Genomic DNA, 14,497 nt, shown 5'->3' with positions numbered 1-14,497 from the left:
TATGGGTTTGTTATGTGGTTAATTCTTTATTTGCTTATCAAAGTGGATATCGTTTTGTTCAAAAGTTACCTCTTCATTGGCTTGTGCTGGAAAAAAAAAGTTTTGGAATAAGACTATTCCAGACACACCCACAAAAATAGCGGCATCTGCTATATTAAAGATAGGCCAAAACGAATAATATCGACCTCCTATAATGGGCAACCAGTCAGGTAATGAGCCGTGCCATACATCAAAAAAGATCATATCGACTACCTGACCATGAAACCAAGGGTACAAAGGTGGCTCGCTTTCCATCAAAGGAGCATTATCAAACCATACTCCGTAAAAAGTACTGTCCATTACATTCCCAATGGCGCCACCAAGAATGAGAGCAACAAGCCATAGAAAGCCTGGGTGGATTCTTTTTCTGGCAAATTTGAAAAGATAAATGGCTATTGTGACCATGGCAAGCCACCTGAAAGAAGTCAAAATTAGTTTTCCGTAGGTTGAGCCAAGCTTGAAGCCAAAAGCCATTCCCTCGTTGAGTGTATAATGAAGCTTGAACCAATCACCCAGAAGTGCTATTTCTCCAAACTCTCCCATATCCATTGTGTAATGGACTAGAAGTTTTGCTATCTGATCGACTAAAGCAACTGTTAAAGAAATAATAAAATACTTCTTGGTACTCATAACCTAATTTTAATATGGTTTTTGTTTAGAGGCTAGGCATTGATAGTTTCAAAACAGCATTTCTTATTTGCCATTTATCTACCATTCAAACGCTCTGTTTTAAAAAATTTATGTAAGCCAGCTTAATCTATCCCATCCTTTAAACTATCACCATTTGTTAAAGCCTCGAAGATAAAAGTTTTTTTTCACACGTTTAGAGGTTTTCTTCTAGAAGGAGAAAACATAAGCGTTTACAAATCATCAAAACGTTACGTTAAATACTCAGTTTGGGGTTCATTGCTAATTAAATTAACGCTAGTTAAAGCGTGAAGTTCTACACAAATGCATGAATACTGCTGTAAAATCGTCTTTTATTGCAGTATTACCCATGTTTTGGGATTATTCAGGTTCAACTACTCTATTACTCTATCAAAAATGGTATGGTTTTCTTATGTATTTGGTTGAAATAGAGAACTGATTAAACCATATCCTTCTTCAAAAACTCCCATATAGCAGTTTTTAGTAAAAACTAACCTTTTCAAGAAGGATGTATTTAAGTAGTAATTTGAATATTCATGAATCCTAATAATTTTAACTAAACAGACTTTTAACAATGAAAAAAGTTTTAAACATTTCCGTAATTTTCGTCTCAATACTTCTGATGGCATTGTCGTGTGAACCTGAAGATATAGCTTTCAATGTTTCTAAAACAGTAGGGCAAACTTATTTGGTAGAGGTAACTAAAACCACTGCAGGTTACATGAGCGAGAAAAGGCAAGGTAGGATCAACTTGCAAGACAACGAAGCATTTAATGATTATAAAGATGACTTTGTAGTACAATCAATAAATGAAATGTACTTGATGATTGAGCCTGCGGAAGGTGAAACTAGCGTGATAGGTACTGCAGAGGTACAATCGGCATATCTTAAATATGATGATATGAGCGGTACAGTAATTACCAAGGAACTTCCAAACTCTGCTACACTTACATTAACTCAACTTGCAACTGTAGGAAAGGTTGACATCAAAGGTCTTTTCACCCAAGCGGAGCTTGATGTAATTATTGAAATGTTCAATTTTGGAACAGAGTTTAAATACGAAGTAGGCTTAGAGATGGATGGAGAAGCACCTATTAAGTTTCATATTAGCTATTTTGTGGATATTACTTCCAAAGTGACGCCATTGTAGCACACTTCTTCCCTATTCATTCGTAGAAATGGATAGGGACCTTTTTTACAGAGTACCCCAAGTTTCTATAAGGGCCGCACGAAATCTTTGTATCCTTTCTTCATAAGAGTAGTTTCTGGTTTATGTTACGCAGCAAGAATATTCTGGTTAAAAAGTTTAGTTCTTCACGCCTTTAGTGAAAGACTTTTCTTTAAATGATTGCTATTTTCGCTAAAAATCATCTATCGGTTGTTAATGTCTTTAATCAAGTAGCAGATATAAAATAATCTTTTTAAAGTAGGTGCGTTAAAGCTGTAATCTTAATAAACATAAATTAACTCTTAATTTAACAAACACTTTTACTAATGAAGAAAGTATTAAACATTTCTGCGATTTTCGCCTCTATGCTCCTAATGGCCATCTCATGTGACCCTGAAGACATTGGCTTCAATGTATCTAAAACAATGGAAGAATCTTATTTGGTGGAGGTCACTGAATCTAAATCTGGAGTGATTGAAGAAACGAAAAATGGAATAATAAACCTTCAAGACAGTGAGGAGTTCCAAGAGTACAAAGACAACATGAATGTGGAGTCTATCAATAAAATGTTTGTCACAATAGAGCCTGCCGAAGGAGAGACTTCTGTAATTGGGACTGCTGATATAACAAAAGCAGGTATTGGGTTAAAGAATAATGGTAATATTGTTGTCAACAATTGGATTGTTCATAAAGATCTTGGAAAAGGTGCTGAATATTCTACGTTGGATAAAATAGCTTCAGCGGGAAAAATTAGTGTATTGGACATATTCCCTCAAAGCGAAATTGATGGTATGATCGATACGTTCAATAATGGAGAAGAGCTCTTTTACCTTATTATAATTGAAATGGAAGGAGAAGCTCCAATCAAGTTCAATGTTACTTTTGAATATGATATTACTGCCAAAGTAAACCCTGCAAGCTAATTCTTAATTCCATTCGCCTTGGTCCATTTTTGGAGGTTGGGGCGAATGGATTACTATCTAATTAACAACCTAACTTCTATAAATTATCTTATGAAACATTTTCACTACATAAAAGTAGCTTTTGCATTCTTGCTTTTTTCTTGCTCAGCGGTAACTACTGCTTCTGCTCAAGATCAGTTAGACGTTATACTAGAAGCCGGCATTGAAGATGCCGAATTACTTACAAAAAATTATATGAAACCATTTGCCAAAGGTTTTGGATACTCCATTAACAATGGTTGGTTTCACACTGCAAAGCCTCACAAAACCCTTGGTTTTGACCTAATAGTTACAGCTAATGTAGCTATGGTTCCTCAAAGAGATCAATATTTCACTTTCGTCAATAGCGAGTATAATAATATCCTAGTTGCTGAAGGTCAGAGCAAAGAACTTCCTACCGTATTCGGACCTGCTGAGCCTGGACCAGAGCTTACAGTTTTTGATGATAATGGTGACGAAGTTGTTCGTATTTCCTCTCCACAAGGGTCAGGTCTTAAAGATGAAATTGGGTATAATGTAGTGCCAACTCCTATGGTTCAGTTAGGCCTTGGTATTGCAAAAGGTACTGATATAAAAATAAGGTATGTACCGACTATTGATTATGGTGATGGAGACTTCAGCCTTATTGGCTTTGGAGTGATGCACGATGTAAAGCAATGGATTCCGGGTATCAAAGAAATGCCATTCGACCTTTCGGCTATGATTGGCTATACCAAAATGACCACTACTGTAAATATTGATAAAGACCTAGATCAGACCGGATCTTGGGTAACTAAAGGTTTGACCTTCAATGGTATTATTTCCAAAAAGCTTTCTGTTTTTACCTTTTATGGCTCACTTGGTTTCAATACGATTTCTACCAATATAGATGTATTGGGAGAGTATGAAATAAATGACGAAACTACATTGGTTGACCCATTACAATTGGAATTCAAAAATTCTAGCCCAAAGATGACTTTTGGAATGAACATGAAACTAGGACCTCTTTTGTTCTATGGAGATTATTCTGTAAATGATTATTCAATGCTTACCGCTGGTCTTGGTTTTTCTATTAGGTAACCAATTCTAGTTCTAGAAAAATTTGTGAGCTACCTCCTAAATGAAGGTAGCTTTTTTGTTTTTCAGCAAGCTGTGTAAAAGCTGAATCTTCCAAAATAATGGAGGAGTTATTTCTTTCGCTTAAATTTGTATTTAATAACGTATTGCCTCGTGATTTTTGAACTATAAAAACAAATACCCACTATGGAAAATGAATTTGACTTAAAAGGTAAAGTTGCAATTATAACTGGAGGTTCAGGTGCGCTAGGCGGAAGTATGGCAATAAGCCTAATAAAGTCAGGGGCAAAGGTTGCCGTTCTCAGTTCAAGGAAGGAAACGAATGAAAAAAGAGTTACAGAATTAAAGGAGCTAGGAGGTGAGGCCATGGGCTTGGTCTGTAGTGTGCTTGATAAGGAGCAGTTGATAATTGCTAAAGAAAAGGTGCTGAAAGAGTGGGGGAAGGTCGATATTTTGATAAATGCGGCAGGAGGTAATATGCCTGGAGCTACGATCGAACCAGAGCAAACTGTTTTTGACCTTTCCATGGATGATTTTCAGAAAGTGACCGACCTCAACCTGAATGGGACTGTGCTACCAACTATGGTATTTGCCGAAGCTATGGTCAACCAAAAAAAAGGAAGTATAATTAATATTTCATCTATGTCGGCAACTCAGGCGATAACACGTGTGGTAGGATATTCTGTAGCAAAAGCTGCTATTGATAATTTTACAAAATGGATGGCTGTAGAAATGGCTCTAAAATTTGGTGAAGGGATTCGCGTGAATGCGATTGCGCCCGGTTTTTTCATAGGCGAGCAAAACCGCAAGTTATTGACAAATGAAGATGGAAGTTTGACCGAAAGAGGGCAAGCTGTTGTAAATCAGACACCCATGAAAAGATTTGGGGAAGCAGTAGAACTTAATGGGACTGTTCAGTGGCTTTGTAGTGATGCATCCAGATTTGTTACAGGAATTATTGTACCGGTCGATGGTGGTTTTAGCGCATTTAGCGGGGTATAATTTTACCTAAGAATATAAAAAGGGCTTGTGATAAATCATCACAAGCCCTTTTGTTTGTCTATTGAAAACCTAGTTTTTAAATCCCTAAAATTCTCTTATTGAATTCTTCGTCAGCACCTGTACCTGCAAAATCATCAAAAGCTTTTTCTGTCACCCTGATGATATTGTTTTTGATAAACTTAGCCCCTTCTTTTGCACCGTCTTCAGGGTGTTTCAAGCAGCACTCCCACTCCATCACTGCCCATCCATCAAAATCGTACTGAGCTAATTTGCTAAAAATTGATTTGAAATCAACTTGCCCATCGCCCAAAGAACGGAACCTTCCGGGGCGGTCTACCCAGTCTTGGTAGCCGCCATACACACCTGAGCGACCGTTAGGATTGAATTCAGCATCTTTTACATGGAACATTTTTATACGCTCGTGGTAGATATCGATATGTTCCAAATAATCTAATTGCTGAAGAACGTAGTGGCTTGGATCGTATAATAGGTTTGCTCTTGTGTGGTTTCTCGTTGCTTCTAAAAAGCGCTCGAAAGTTATTCCATCGTGCAAATCTTCTCCAGGGTGAATTTCATAGCAAAGATCCACACCAGCCTCGTCATAAGCATTGAGGATAGGCAACCAGCGGTTTGCCAACTCCTTGAAACCTGTTTCCACCAACCCAGCAGGGCGCTGAGGCCATGGGTACATCGTATGCCAAAGCAATGCTCCTGAAAAAGAAACAGACGCTGTTAATCCAAAGTTTTGACTAGCTTTTGCTGCGTATTTCAATTGTTGGACTGCCCATTCCGTTCTGGCTTTTGGATTGCCATGGAGTTCTTTTGGGGCAAACCCGTCAAACATTTCATTGTAGGCTGGGTGAACTGCAACCAACTGGCCTTGAAGGTGTGTAGAAAGCTCGGTGATTTCCATCCCGTGAGATTCTACTATACCTTTTATTTCATCGGCATAGTCTTTACTTTCTGCCGCTTTTTGTAGGTCAATTGCCCTGCCGTCCCAAGTAGGGATTTGCACACCTTTGAAGTCCAGCCCAGCAGCCCATTTACAGATATTGTCAAGCGTATTGAAAGGAGCTTCATCGCCCATAAATTGTGCTAAGAAAATCCCAGGTCCTTTAATCGTTTTCATTTTCTATAAAAAAATTTAAGGGTAAATGTGTTTAAAAAAAGGTTTGTATCAATGTTGGGTTTAAGCTTTCCATCCAGCAAACTTGTACCACTTCTCATCAGATTTGCTAGATTCTACTACCGTTTTGATGAATTCCATACCTCTCACCCCATCCGAAACCGTAGGGAAATCTAGGTTGATAGAAGTAGGTTCTTCTCCATTAGCCTTAGCTTTGATACAGCTAGCTATATTTCGGTAGATATTTGCAAAAGATTCGAGATATCCTTCTGGGTGACCGCCTGGGGTACGCGAATGTGCCAAAGCGCTTTCGGTAAGGTAGGTATGGTTTGCGCCAGTTCTGTATATTTCGGATGGACCATTCAATCTTTTCACAATTAAAGTGTTTGGCTCGTGCTGATGCCATTCTAGCCCACCTTTTTCACCATAAACCCGGATATTCAGTTCGTTTTCTTCCCCCGCACTTATTTGGCTGCAGTGCAATACACCTTTTGCGCCATTATCGAACCTCAGCAATACATTGCCGTCATCGTCGAGTAACCTGCCGGGTACAAAAGTGGTAAGGTCGGCGCATAGTTCTGTGATTTTCAGACCTGTGATAAACTCGGCTAAGTTTTCTGCATGAGTTCCTATATCTCCAATAGCACCGGCAATTCCCGAGCGTTTAGGGTCCGTTCTCCAAGATGCTTGCTGAGAGCCAGAATCCTCCACTTTTGTGGCTAACCAACCTTGAGGATATTCTACCACTATTTTTCTGATTTCTCCAAACTCACCGTTTGAGACCATGTCGCGAGCTTGTTTTACCATAGGATAGCCTGTATAAACATGGGCAAGAGCGAAAAACAGGCCTTTTTCTTCAACTAATTTTTCAAGTTCATAAGCTTCATCCAATGAAAAGCTTAGTGGTTTTTCGCACACCACATGAAATCCATTTTGCAAAGCCAGTTTGGTAGGTTCGTAATGGACGTGGTTTGGGGTAACTATCGATACCAAATCCATTCGTTGGTCTTCAGGAAGTTGGCTTTCCTTTTCAAACATTTCGTGGTAAGTGCGGTACACCCGATTAGGGTCGAGGTGAAAATCTTTACCAGAAGCGATGGAAATATCCGGATCAACGTGGAATGCTCCGCAAACCAGTTCTATTTGTTGGTCAATTGCGGCGGCTATTCGGTGTACTCCACCGATAAACGCACCACGACCCCCTCCTACCATTCCCAATCTTAATTTTCTGTCCATGGTAAATTTCAGTTTTTCTTTGATAATAAGTTTAAGTATAAAATGAAGTCCAAGTTACGTCTCAGCCCAAATCAAATTGCTCCCGATAAAAAGTCAAAGGCAAAAAAGTTGAGACGTCGAAAACGAAACATGTTGCTAAATTTAGAAAATATTTGACGCCATTCTAAAAATCTGAAGCTTAATTTCAGCCTTTGTTCATGATCCTTATAGGATTCAATCAAACGTTCCCAATAATTCTGTTCCCATTTTCTAATATGACTTTTTTTAAGTATTTATGTATTAATCTAAGAGTACAGTGTAGAAAACTGTGCTCAAGATTTATGGTGTTATAAGAAATTTAATTATTCACAAATCATGGAAATGGAAATTAACAAAAAACGGCTTTTTATAGCCAGTTGCCTTGCCTTATTAGTTACCTCTCTCACATTTGCTGTACGAGCCAAAATTGAAGGCGTATTTGGAGCAGAATATGGGCTCTCAAAAGAAGAAATTGGATGGGCGTTCGGTCCTGCGTTTTGGGGCTTCACTATTGCTATGTTTATAGGAGGGCTTTTGATCGATATCGTAAAAACCCGTTCAATTGTTTGGTTAGCATTTTTTACACATCTAATAGGTATTGTTCTTTTGCTTATGGCCAAAGACAAAACCATGCTTTTTATAGCCAATGTATTTATAGGGCTTGGTAATGGTAGCGTGGAAGCTGCTTGTAACCCTTTAGTTGCAACTATTCATAGTGATAAAAAAACGACGATGCTCAATAGGTTTCACGTTTGGTTCCCTGGCGGTATCGTGATCGGTGGTTTATTATCTACCTTGCTCATGGATTATATGGATTTAAGCTGGCATGTACTTGTTGGTTTGTTGTTCATCCCATTAGCTATTTATGGTTTCTTATTCTTTGGGCAAAAAATTCCCGAAACAGAGCGGGTGGCTACTGGAGTTTCGTACAAAGATATGCTCAAAAACGTGGGCGCTCCCTACACTATCTTAGTGGCTGTTTTCTTGATGATTTTGATGGCATCTTTTCCAGGTCTTATCGCATTGGACTTTAGCTCTTCAACCCCTTATATTGTACTCGGGGCTATCCTTGTATTTGTGATTTTGGAAACGAAGGCGCTCAACAAAGTAAGTCTAATTTTCCCATTCCTACTTTTTTGTATGCTTTTAACAGCTTCGTCTGAACTTGGAACTAACCAATGGATCAATGCCTTGCTCGAAAATAACGGAGTGAATCCAATGTTGATTTTGGTGATGGTGACAGGGATTATGGCAGTAGGTAGGTTCTTTGCAGGAGCGTTTATCCACCGACTCAACCCTACGGGAGTTTTATTGGCTTCAGCCGTATTGGCAACGGCGGGTCTGTACTGGATGAGCATAGCAAGCGGCGGTACTGAAACACTGATAGCTGCGGTAGTTTTTGCCTTTGGTGTATGTTACTTCTGGCCAACTATGATTGGTGTTACTTCAGAATATGTACCGAAAAGCGGAGCGCTTGGCCTATCTATTATGGGTGGTGCTGGTATGGCGGCTACTTCATTGGTTCTTCCTATCATGGGCAAATCAATTGAAACGGCAGGACCTCAGGCTACACTAGGTTATATGACTATTTTACCTGCCATACTTATTGGCTGTTTCGTTGTGCTTCTGCTAATGGTAAAGAAAAACCATAGCTAGAGCAAGCTATTGAAATATATTTTTACAAAGTCCCAATAACCGCTTCAGGTTATTGGGACTTTTTTATTGTTTTTATTTTGTTTTGAACAAATACAGTTTGTTTGTATCTTAGGATATCATGATTTTTTTTAACCAAATTACATTACAACTATGATTCCTCTAGCTTTTGGTATTGTTGGAATTATCGCCACTATTTCCATTATCATCCGTTTTCTTCCTGCCAAATGGTTCAAAGAAGGCTTTCAGTCCACTCTTTACTTTGCTACCGAAATTTCAGTCATTACTGCCATGTTTTTTATGTTCCTCCACGTCTATTCTGAAAGTGATTTGATTCCCCTCCCAGTTTTATGCATCATTTATGTCTTGTCCTTTTCTTTGAGGGTTTGGGAGTTTACAAAAAACAAAAGGATTCCCTCCGATTCGTGATTTTTTAGACAACTTCAAAAAAAACACCCACTCCCGTATTTCAGGAAGTGGGTGAAAAAAAACTTATGCAGTCCATCAGAACTACACAAGAGATATTTTGAGAAAGGTTACTTTCTGATTTTTACATTCAATTTGAAATCGTCCAAGTCCATTTCAACACCATCGGTTATCGAATCTTCGATGCTTAGTTCCAATGCTTGGGTTTCAGCACAAACATAGCCTTTGTGGATTTCCAAAGCATCATTTACCAACGCTTCATTTTTCTCCACCGTGATATAAATTTTGTCCTGAACTTCTAAGCCCATATCCTTTCTCTGGTTTTGAACTTTGTTCACCAAGTCACGGGCGACACCTTCTTTCTTTAATTCTTCCGAAATAGTCACATCAAGCGCTACGGTCAAGCCATTGTCTTTGGCAATTGACCAGCCTGGGATATCTTCCGATGTGATTTCCACATCGTCCAAAGTCAAGTTTATTTCCTGATCTTGAACCGTGAGAGAATAACTGTTTGTTTTTTCTATCTGGCTGATTTCTGCCTGACCAAACTGACTGATAGCTGCATTGATATCCTTCATGTAGCGACCGTACTGCTGACCAAGTTTTCGGAAGTTTGGCTTTATTTTCTTTACCAAAATTCCTGAAGAATCGTCGATGTACTCCACTTTTTTGATGTTCACCTCGCTCAAGATGATGCTTTCCACATCTTTTATCTGACGGGTCAATTTTTCATTCAAATCTGGGATAAGAACCCTCGAAAGCGGTTGCCTAACTTTTATGGCTTCTTTCTTCCTTAGTGAGTGCACCAATGAAGAAATATTTTGAGCCAACTCCATTTTCTCTTCCAAGTCTATGTTTATCATAGAAGCATCGGCTTGAGGAAAATCACTCAAATGTACTGAAATAGCACCTTCATGTTCGCTCACTGCATTGAGATCGTTGTACAGCTTATCTGCATAAAATGGAGCAACAGGGCTCATGAGCTTCGCAATAGTTTTCAAACAAGTATAAAGTGTTTGGTAAGCCGCAACTTTGTTTTTTCCAAGCTCATCTTTCCAAAACCTTTTCCTGTTTTGCCTTACGTACCAGTTGCTCAAATCGTCTATGGTAAACGACTGAATCAAGCGGGCAGCTTTTGTAGGCTCATAGTCAGCGTATGCTTCATCAACTGCTTTTATCAAACTGTTGAGCTTGGAGATGATCCACTGATCGCTTTCAGTCCTCTCTTTCAAAGGAATGCTCTCTTCTGAGAAGTTAAACCCGTCCAAATTGGCATAAAGCGCAAAGAAAGAATAGGTATTATAAAGTGTACCAAAGAATTTCCGTTGCGATTCTTGGATACCATCTTGGTTAAATTTCAGGTTTTCCCAAGGGTTGGCATTAGAGATCATGTACCACCTTGTGGCATCTGGTCCGTATTTCTCCAAGGTCTCAAAGGGGTCAACCGCATTATTGAGCCTTTTGGACATCTTGTTTCCTTTCGAATCAAGCACCAGCCCGTTCGAAATCACATTTTTGAAGGCAACGCTGTCTTCTAGCATCACGCCAAGTGCATGAAGCGTAAAGAACCAGCCCCTCGTTTGGTCAACTCCCTCAGCTATAAAATCAGCAGGAAAACTTGCTTTGAAGGTATCCTCATTTTCCAAGGGATAATGCCATTGGGCATACGGCATGGCGCCGCTATCGAACCAAACATCTATCAAATCAGGCTCTCTTCTCATTGGTTCGCCAGTAGGGCTTACCAATACAACATCATCTACAAATGGTCTGTGTAAATCAAAGTCGCTTTTAAGCTCGCCATTTTCCAAAAGCTTGGAGTCCGCTGGCATTACACCAGCAGCTACTGCTTTTTTTACCTCTTCGTTGAGCTGAGCAATAGAACCTATGCAAACTTCTTCCGAACCATCTTCGTTTCTCCAAACTGGCAACGGCGTTCCCCAGAATCTCGACCTAGACAAGTTCCAGTCCACCAAGTTTTCCAACCAATTTCCAAACCTACCAGAACCTGTAGAAGCAGGTTTCCAGTTAATGGTTTTGTTCAACTCCACCATTTTATCCTTGTATTCGGTGGTTTTTATAAACCATGAGTCAAGAGGGTAGTAAAGAACTGGTTTGTCCGTCCTCCAGCAGTGTGGGTAGCTGTGTTCGTATTTTTCTACTTTGAAAGCTTTGTTTTCTTCTTTCAGTTTGATGGCGATGAGCACATCGGTAGGCTTGTCGAAGTTTTCGTCTTCGCTGGCATATTCTTCCTTTACAGGAAAGCCTGCAAAATCAGTTACCTCGCTTACGAAGCGACCACGCTTATCTACCAAAGGCACTTCTTTCCCGTTTTCGTCCTCCACCAATATGGCTGAGATACCTGCTTTTTGAGCAACACGCTGGTCATCTGCACCAAAAGTTGGAGCGATATGTACGATTCCCGTACCGTCTTCCGTGCTTACAAAATCACCAGGGATTACTTTAAAGCCCTCGCCTTTAGGTTGAACATACGGCATAAGCTGCTCGTAGCTCATTCCTACTATCTCATTTCCAGTAAATTCAGCAGCTATTTCGTAAGGGATTACCTTGTCGCCAGCACTGTAGTCGGCAAAAACAGCCTTTTTCTGCTTTTCTGTGAAAAACTTGCCCAAAAGGTCTTTTGCCAATATTACCGAAGCAGGTTCAAAAGTATAAGGGTTGAACGTGTTCACCTGTGCATACGTGATCTTTTCCCCTACTGCCAAGGCTGAGTTGGATGGCAAAGTCCAAGGGGTCGTAGTCCAGGCAAGGAAATAAACTGGTGCTTCCGAATTAGCAAAAAGCTTAACTGATTGCTCGTTTTTCACTACCTTAAATTGTGCCACCACACTCGTATCTTTCACATCGCGGTAGCAACCTGGCATGTTCAGCTCATGAGAGCTAAGCCCTGTTCCCGCCGCAGGCGAATAAGGCTGGATAGTATACCCTTTGTAAAGCAAGCCTTTGTCGTAAAGTTTTTTGAGCAATGCCCATAAAGATTCGACATAGTTGCGATTGTAGGTGACGTACGGGTCATCAAGGTCGACCCAATAACCCATTTTTTGGGTAAGGTCGTCCCAAGCATCCGTGAACTTCATCACTGCTTCGCGGCACTTTTGGTTATACTCTTCTACGGTAATTTTCGTACCTATATCTTCTTTGGTGATGCCGAGGTCTTTTTCAACTTTGAGCTCAACGGGCAAGCCGTGCGTATCCCAGCCACCTTTTCTTTTTACCTGAAAACCTTTTAGCGTTTTGTAACGGCAAAAAATATCTTTTACCGCACGTGCCATTACGTGGTGGATGCCGGGCATTCCATTTGCCGAAGGCGGTCCTTCATAAAAAGTAAAAGAAGGGTTTCCTTCTTTCTCCGTCACAGACTTTTCGAAAACGTGGTTTTTGTTCCAAAACTCCAGCACTTCTTTTCCAGCTCCTACTAGGTCTAACCCTTTGTACTCTTGGTATTTCATTTTATACTTCTTATCGATGATATTTTTGGAAACAGCTTTTGCTGCACTACAAACAAGGTAAAAACCACTTAGGTTCTATCCTCACTTGGAAGCAGCAAAGGTAAGCATTTTTGTAAATTTTGGCAGCTTTGCCTCAGGGATGTGGCTTATGGTTCAGTTCTATGCTTGGTTTCAATCCATTCTAATTTTCTAGCATTTGCACTTTTAGCTAAAATATTGCTGTGGTTTGAAAAGAAAATAAGAAAAAATGGAAACAAGAAGAATGTTATTAAAACATAGGCAAACCCAACCAACCGGTTTTGAGCAGTAGCGTGACCTAGCTTATTGGCTAGCTTAATAGGTAGATTTCTTACAGTGGGAATGGGAAATAGTATGAGTACTCCTATAAAGTTGAGTAAAAAGTGGGCGATAGCAATACTGATAGCTGCATCAGACTTTGATATTGCGGCCAAAAGTGCTGTTACTGTAGTCCCCACGTTTGCCCCCATTATAAACGGAAAAGCATTTTTTAGCCCTACCTTCCTAGCTGCTACCAATGGGACGGTAAGAGAAGTAGTAACAGAACTTGATTGGACAATAGAGGTAAGTAAAAAGCCAACCCCTAATGATTTGAACCCACCACCAAACACTAAGCCTTCTAATCTGCTTTGTGCCTTTCCTATCACCATGTTTTGGAGCTTTCTGGTAAATTGCTTTATTGCGACAAAAAGCAGGGTTAGGGCGAAAAGCATAATCAGTAAAGGGTACTTTTCTATAATTGGGTTGAGGTATTGGAGGATGAATTTAAAACTGAGGAATGAAATTGTATTTTCAGAATGCCCCACATTAGTGCTTCCAATCCAACTCCCAATTGTAGTAGATAAAGAAGAAATGAAGCCAGTCATATATTCTAGCGGGAAAAGTATGGCGACAATTATGATGTTGAAAAAGTTGTGCAATGCTGCTGCGGCAATGGCTTTTTTGAATTCCAACCTTCTGGTAAAATGACCTAAAGAAACAATGGCACAAGTTACCGTAGTCCCCACGTTTGCCCCCATTATAATAGGTATAGCACTTTCTAAGGATAACCTTCCTGTTGCAACTATGGCTACTACCATAGTCGTTGTAGTGGAGCTGCTTTGGATAATGGCGGTTGAGAGCAAGCCTATAAAAAGCCCGACAAAGGGGTTAGATGTCGCATAGATGATTTCCCCAGCAATGTCGTTGCCCAAGGCCATGAATGAAAGGGTCATCATTTCTAAAGACAAAAGAAAAAGCATGGCTATCCCAGTGATGCTCAATACATCTTTGAGGATTTCCGTTATTTTATTCTTTTGAATAGTGCGTATCAATGTTTGATCTTTAAAGTAAGTAGCAAAGCTAATCTAAGATCTCTCATGGAGTACATCTTGGGCTTTAACAAATAATTAAACTATCTAAAAATAGGTGTGTTTTTTACATTTTTTTTAATGGAGTGCTTTTGTTTTGGGTTTGTCAAGAGTGCTTGTTTACATTTTAGTCATCCAATGTATATAGGTGTGTATGGATTCAGAGAATAATGAAATATCCCTATAAGTTAACAATAGTTAATAAACAGGTGTGTTTTATACTAAAAGGAGTGTTGTTGTGACTTGGTTTTAAAAGGTATAGATCAAGTTTAAATATGGCTTTTTGTGTGGATTGCCATATAAGAGGGAGGTGTATTTATATAAAGTCA

General features: G+C 39.5%; 11 protein-coding genes. 6 read left to right on the top strand and 5 right to left on the bottom strand.

The features are described from left to right. Positions 1-18: 18 nt before the first annotated feature. A complete protein-coding gene (locus tag R9C00_27790; GenBank protein ID WPO35504.1) occupies positions 19-669 on the bottom strand; it encodes a lipoprotein signal peptidase in 651 nt (216 codons plus the stop codon). Between the two features lie 592 nt (positions 670-1,261). On the opposite strand from R9C00_27790, the gene R9C00_27785 reads away from it, so the two are divergent. The 4 genes from R9C00_27785 to R9C00_27770 all read left to right on the top strand — a co-directional run bounded on the left by R9C00_27785 (position 1,262) and on the right by R9C00_27770 (position 4,875). After that, positions 1,262-1,837, top strand: a complete 576-nt coding sequence (locus R9C00_27785; GenBank protein ID WPO35503.1) for a hypothetical protein — start codon at positions 1,262-1,264, stop codon at positions 1,835-1,837. Positions 1,838-2,181: 344 nt separating this feature from the next. Continuing rightward, entirely contained in the window at positions 2,182-2,778 is a 597-nt protein-coding gene (locus R9C00_27780; GenBank protein ID WPO35502.1) for a hypothetical protein, read from the top strand. 90 nt (positions 2,779-2,868) lie between these two features. Further along, positions 2,869-3,876, top strand: a complete 1,008-nt coding sequence (locus R9C00_27775; GenBank protein WPO35501.1) for a DUF6588 family protein — start codon at positions 2,869-2,871, stop codon at positions 3,874-3,876. Positions 3,877-4,059: 183 nt separating this feature from the next. Then, entirely contained in the window at positions 4,060-4,875 is an 816-nt protein-coding gene (locus tag R9C00_27770; GenBank protein ID WPO35500.1) for an SDR family oxidoreductase, read from the top strand. A 76-nt stretch (positions 4,876-4,951) separates the two neighbouring features. Here R9C00_27770 and R9C00_27765 read toward each other — a convergent pair whose 3' ends face one another. Both R9C00_27765 and R9C00_27760 read right to left on the bottom strand, forming a co-directional pair. Beyond that, positions 4,952-6,004, bottom strand: coding sequence for a sugar phosphate isomerase/epimerase (locus tag R9C00_27765; GenBank protein WPO35499.1), 1,053 nt, complete (start codon positions 6,002-6,004; stop codon positions 4,952-4,954). Positions 6,005-6,064: 60 nt separating this feature from the next. After that, positions 6,065-7,237, bottom strand: a complete 1,173-nt coding sequence (locus R9C00_27760) for a Gfo/Idh/MocA family oxidoreductase (GenBank protein WPO35498.1) — start codon at positions 7,235-7,237, stop codon at positions 6,065-6,067. 360 nt (positions 7,238-7,597) lie between these two features. Between R9C00_27760 and R9C00_27755 the strand changes: the two genes are divergently transcribed. After that, positions 7,598-8,911 carry an MFS transporter gene (locus R9C00_27755; protein ID WPO35497.1) on the top strand — a complete coding sequence of 438 codons (1,314 nt, stop codon included), beginning with the start codon at positions 7,598-7,600 and terminating at the stop codon, positions 8,909-8,911. Between the two features lie 150 nt (positions 8,912-9,061). Further along, positions 9,062-9,337 (top strand): hypothetical protein, encoded by a 276-nt coding sequence (locus tag R9C00_27750; GenBank protein WPO35496.1) that lies wholly within the window; start codon positions 9,062-9,064, stop codon positions 9,335-9,337. 107 nt (positions 9,338-9,444) lie between these two features. On the opposite strand, the gene ileS is transcribed toward R9C00_27750, so the two are convergent. Both ileS and R9C00_27740 read right to left on the bottom strand, forming a co-directional pair. Beyond that, positions 9,445-12,801 (bottom strand): isoleucine--tRNA ligase, encoded by a 3,357-nt coding sequence (gene ileS, locus R9C00_27745; protein ID WPO35495.1) that lies wholly within the window; start codon positions 12,799-12,801, stop codon positions 9,445-9,447. A 146-nt stretch (positions 12,802-12,947) separates the two neighbouring features. Continuing rightward, entirely contained in the window at positions 12,948-14,132 is a 1,185-nt protein-coding gene (locus tag R9C00_27740) for a Na/Pi symporter (protein ID WPO35494.1), read from the bottom strand. Positions 14,133-14,497 lie beyond the last annotated feature (365 nt).

This window comes from Flammeovirgaceae bacterium SG7u.111 (assembly GCA_034044135.1).
GTDB lineage: Bacteria > Bacteroidota > Bacteroidia > Cytophagales > Flammeovirgaceae.
This window is presented reverse-complemented; position numbering and strand designations above follow the sequence as displayed.

Coding starts and splice junctions, on each gene's coding strand:
- R9C00_27770 (WPO35500.1), top strand. CDS start 4,060: ATGGAAAATGAATTTGACTTAAAAGGTAAAGTTGCAATTATAACTGGA.
- ileS (WPO35495.1), bottom strand. CDS start 12,801: ATGAAATACCAAGAGTACAAAGGGTTAGACCTAGTAGGAGCTGGAAAA.
- R9C00_27765 (WPO35499.1), bottom strand. CDS start 6,004: ATGAAAACGATTAAAGGACCTGGGATTTTCTTAGCACAATTTATGGGC.
- R9C00_27750 (WPO35496.1), top strand. CDS start 9,062: ATGATTCCTCTAGCTTTTGGTATTGTTGGAATTATCGCCACTATTTCC.
- R9C00_27775 (WPO35501.1), top strand. CDS start 2,869: ATGAAACATTTTCACTACATAAAAGTAGCTTTTGCATTCTTGCTTTTT.
- R9C00_27755 (WPO35497.1), top strand. CDS start 7,598: ATGGAAATTAACAAAAAACGGCTTTTTATAGCCAGTTGCCTTGCCTTA.
- R9C00_27785 (WPO35503.1), top strand. CDS start 1,262: ATGAAAAAAGTTTTAAACATTTCCGTAATTTTCGTCTCAATACTTCTG.
- R9C00_27780 (WPO35502.1), top strand. CDS start 2,182: ATGAAGAAAGTATTAAACATTTCTGCGATTTTCGCCTCTATGCTCCTA.
- R9C00_27790 (WPO35504.1), bottom strand. CDS start 669: ATGAGTACCAAGAAGTATTTTATTATTTCTTTAACAGTTGCTTTAGTC.
- R9C00_27760 (WPO35498.1), bottom strand. CDS start 7,237: ATGGACAGAAAATTAAGATTGGGAATGGTAGGAGGGGGTCGTGGTGCG.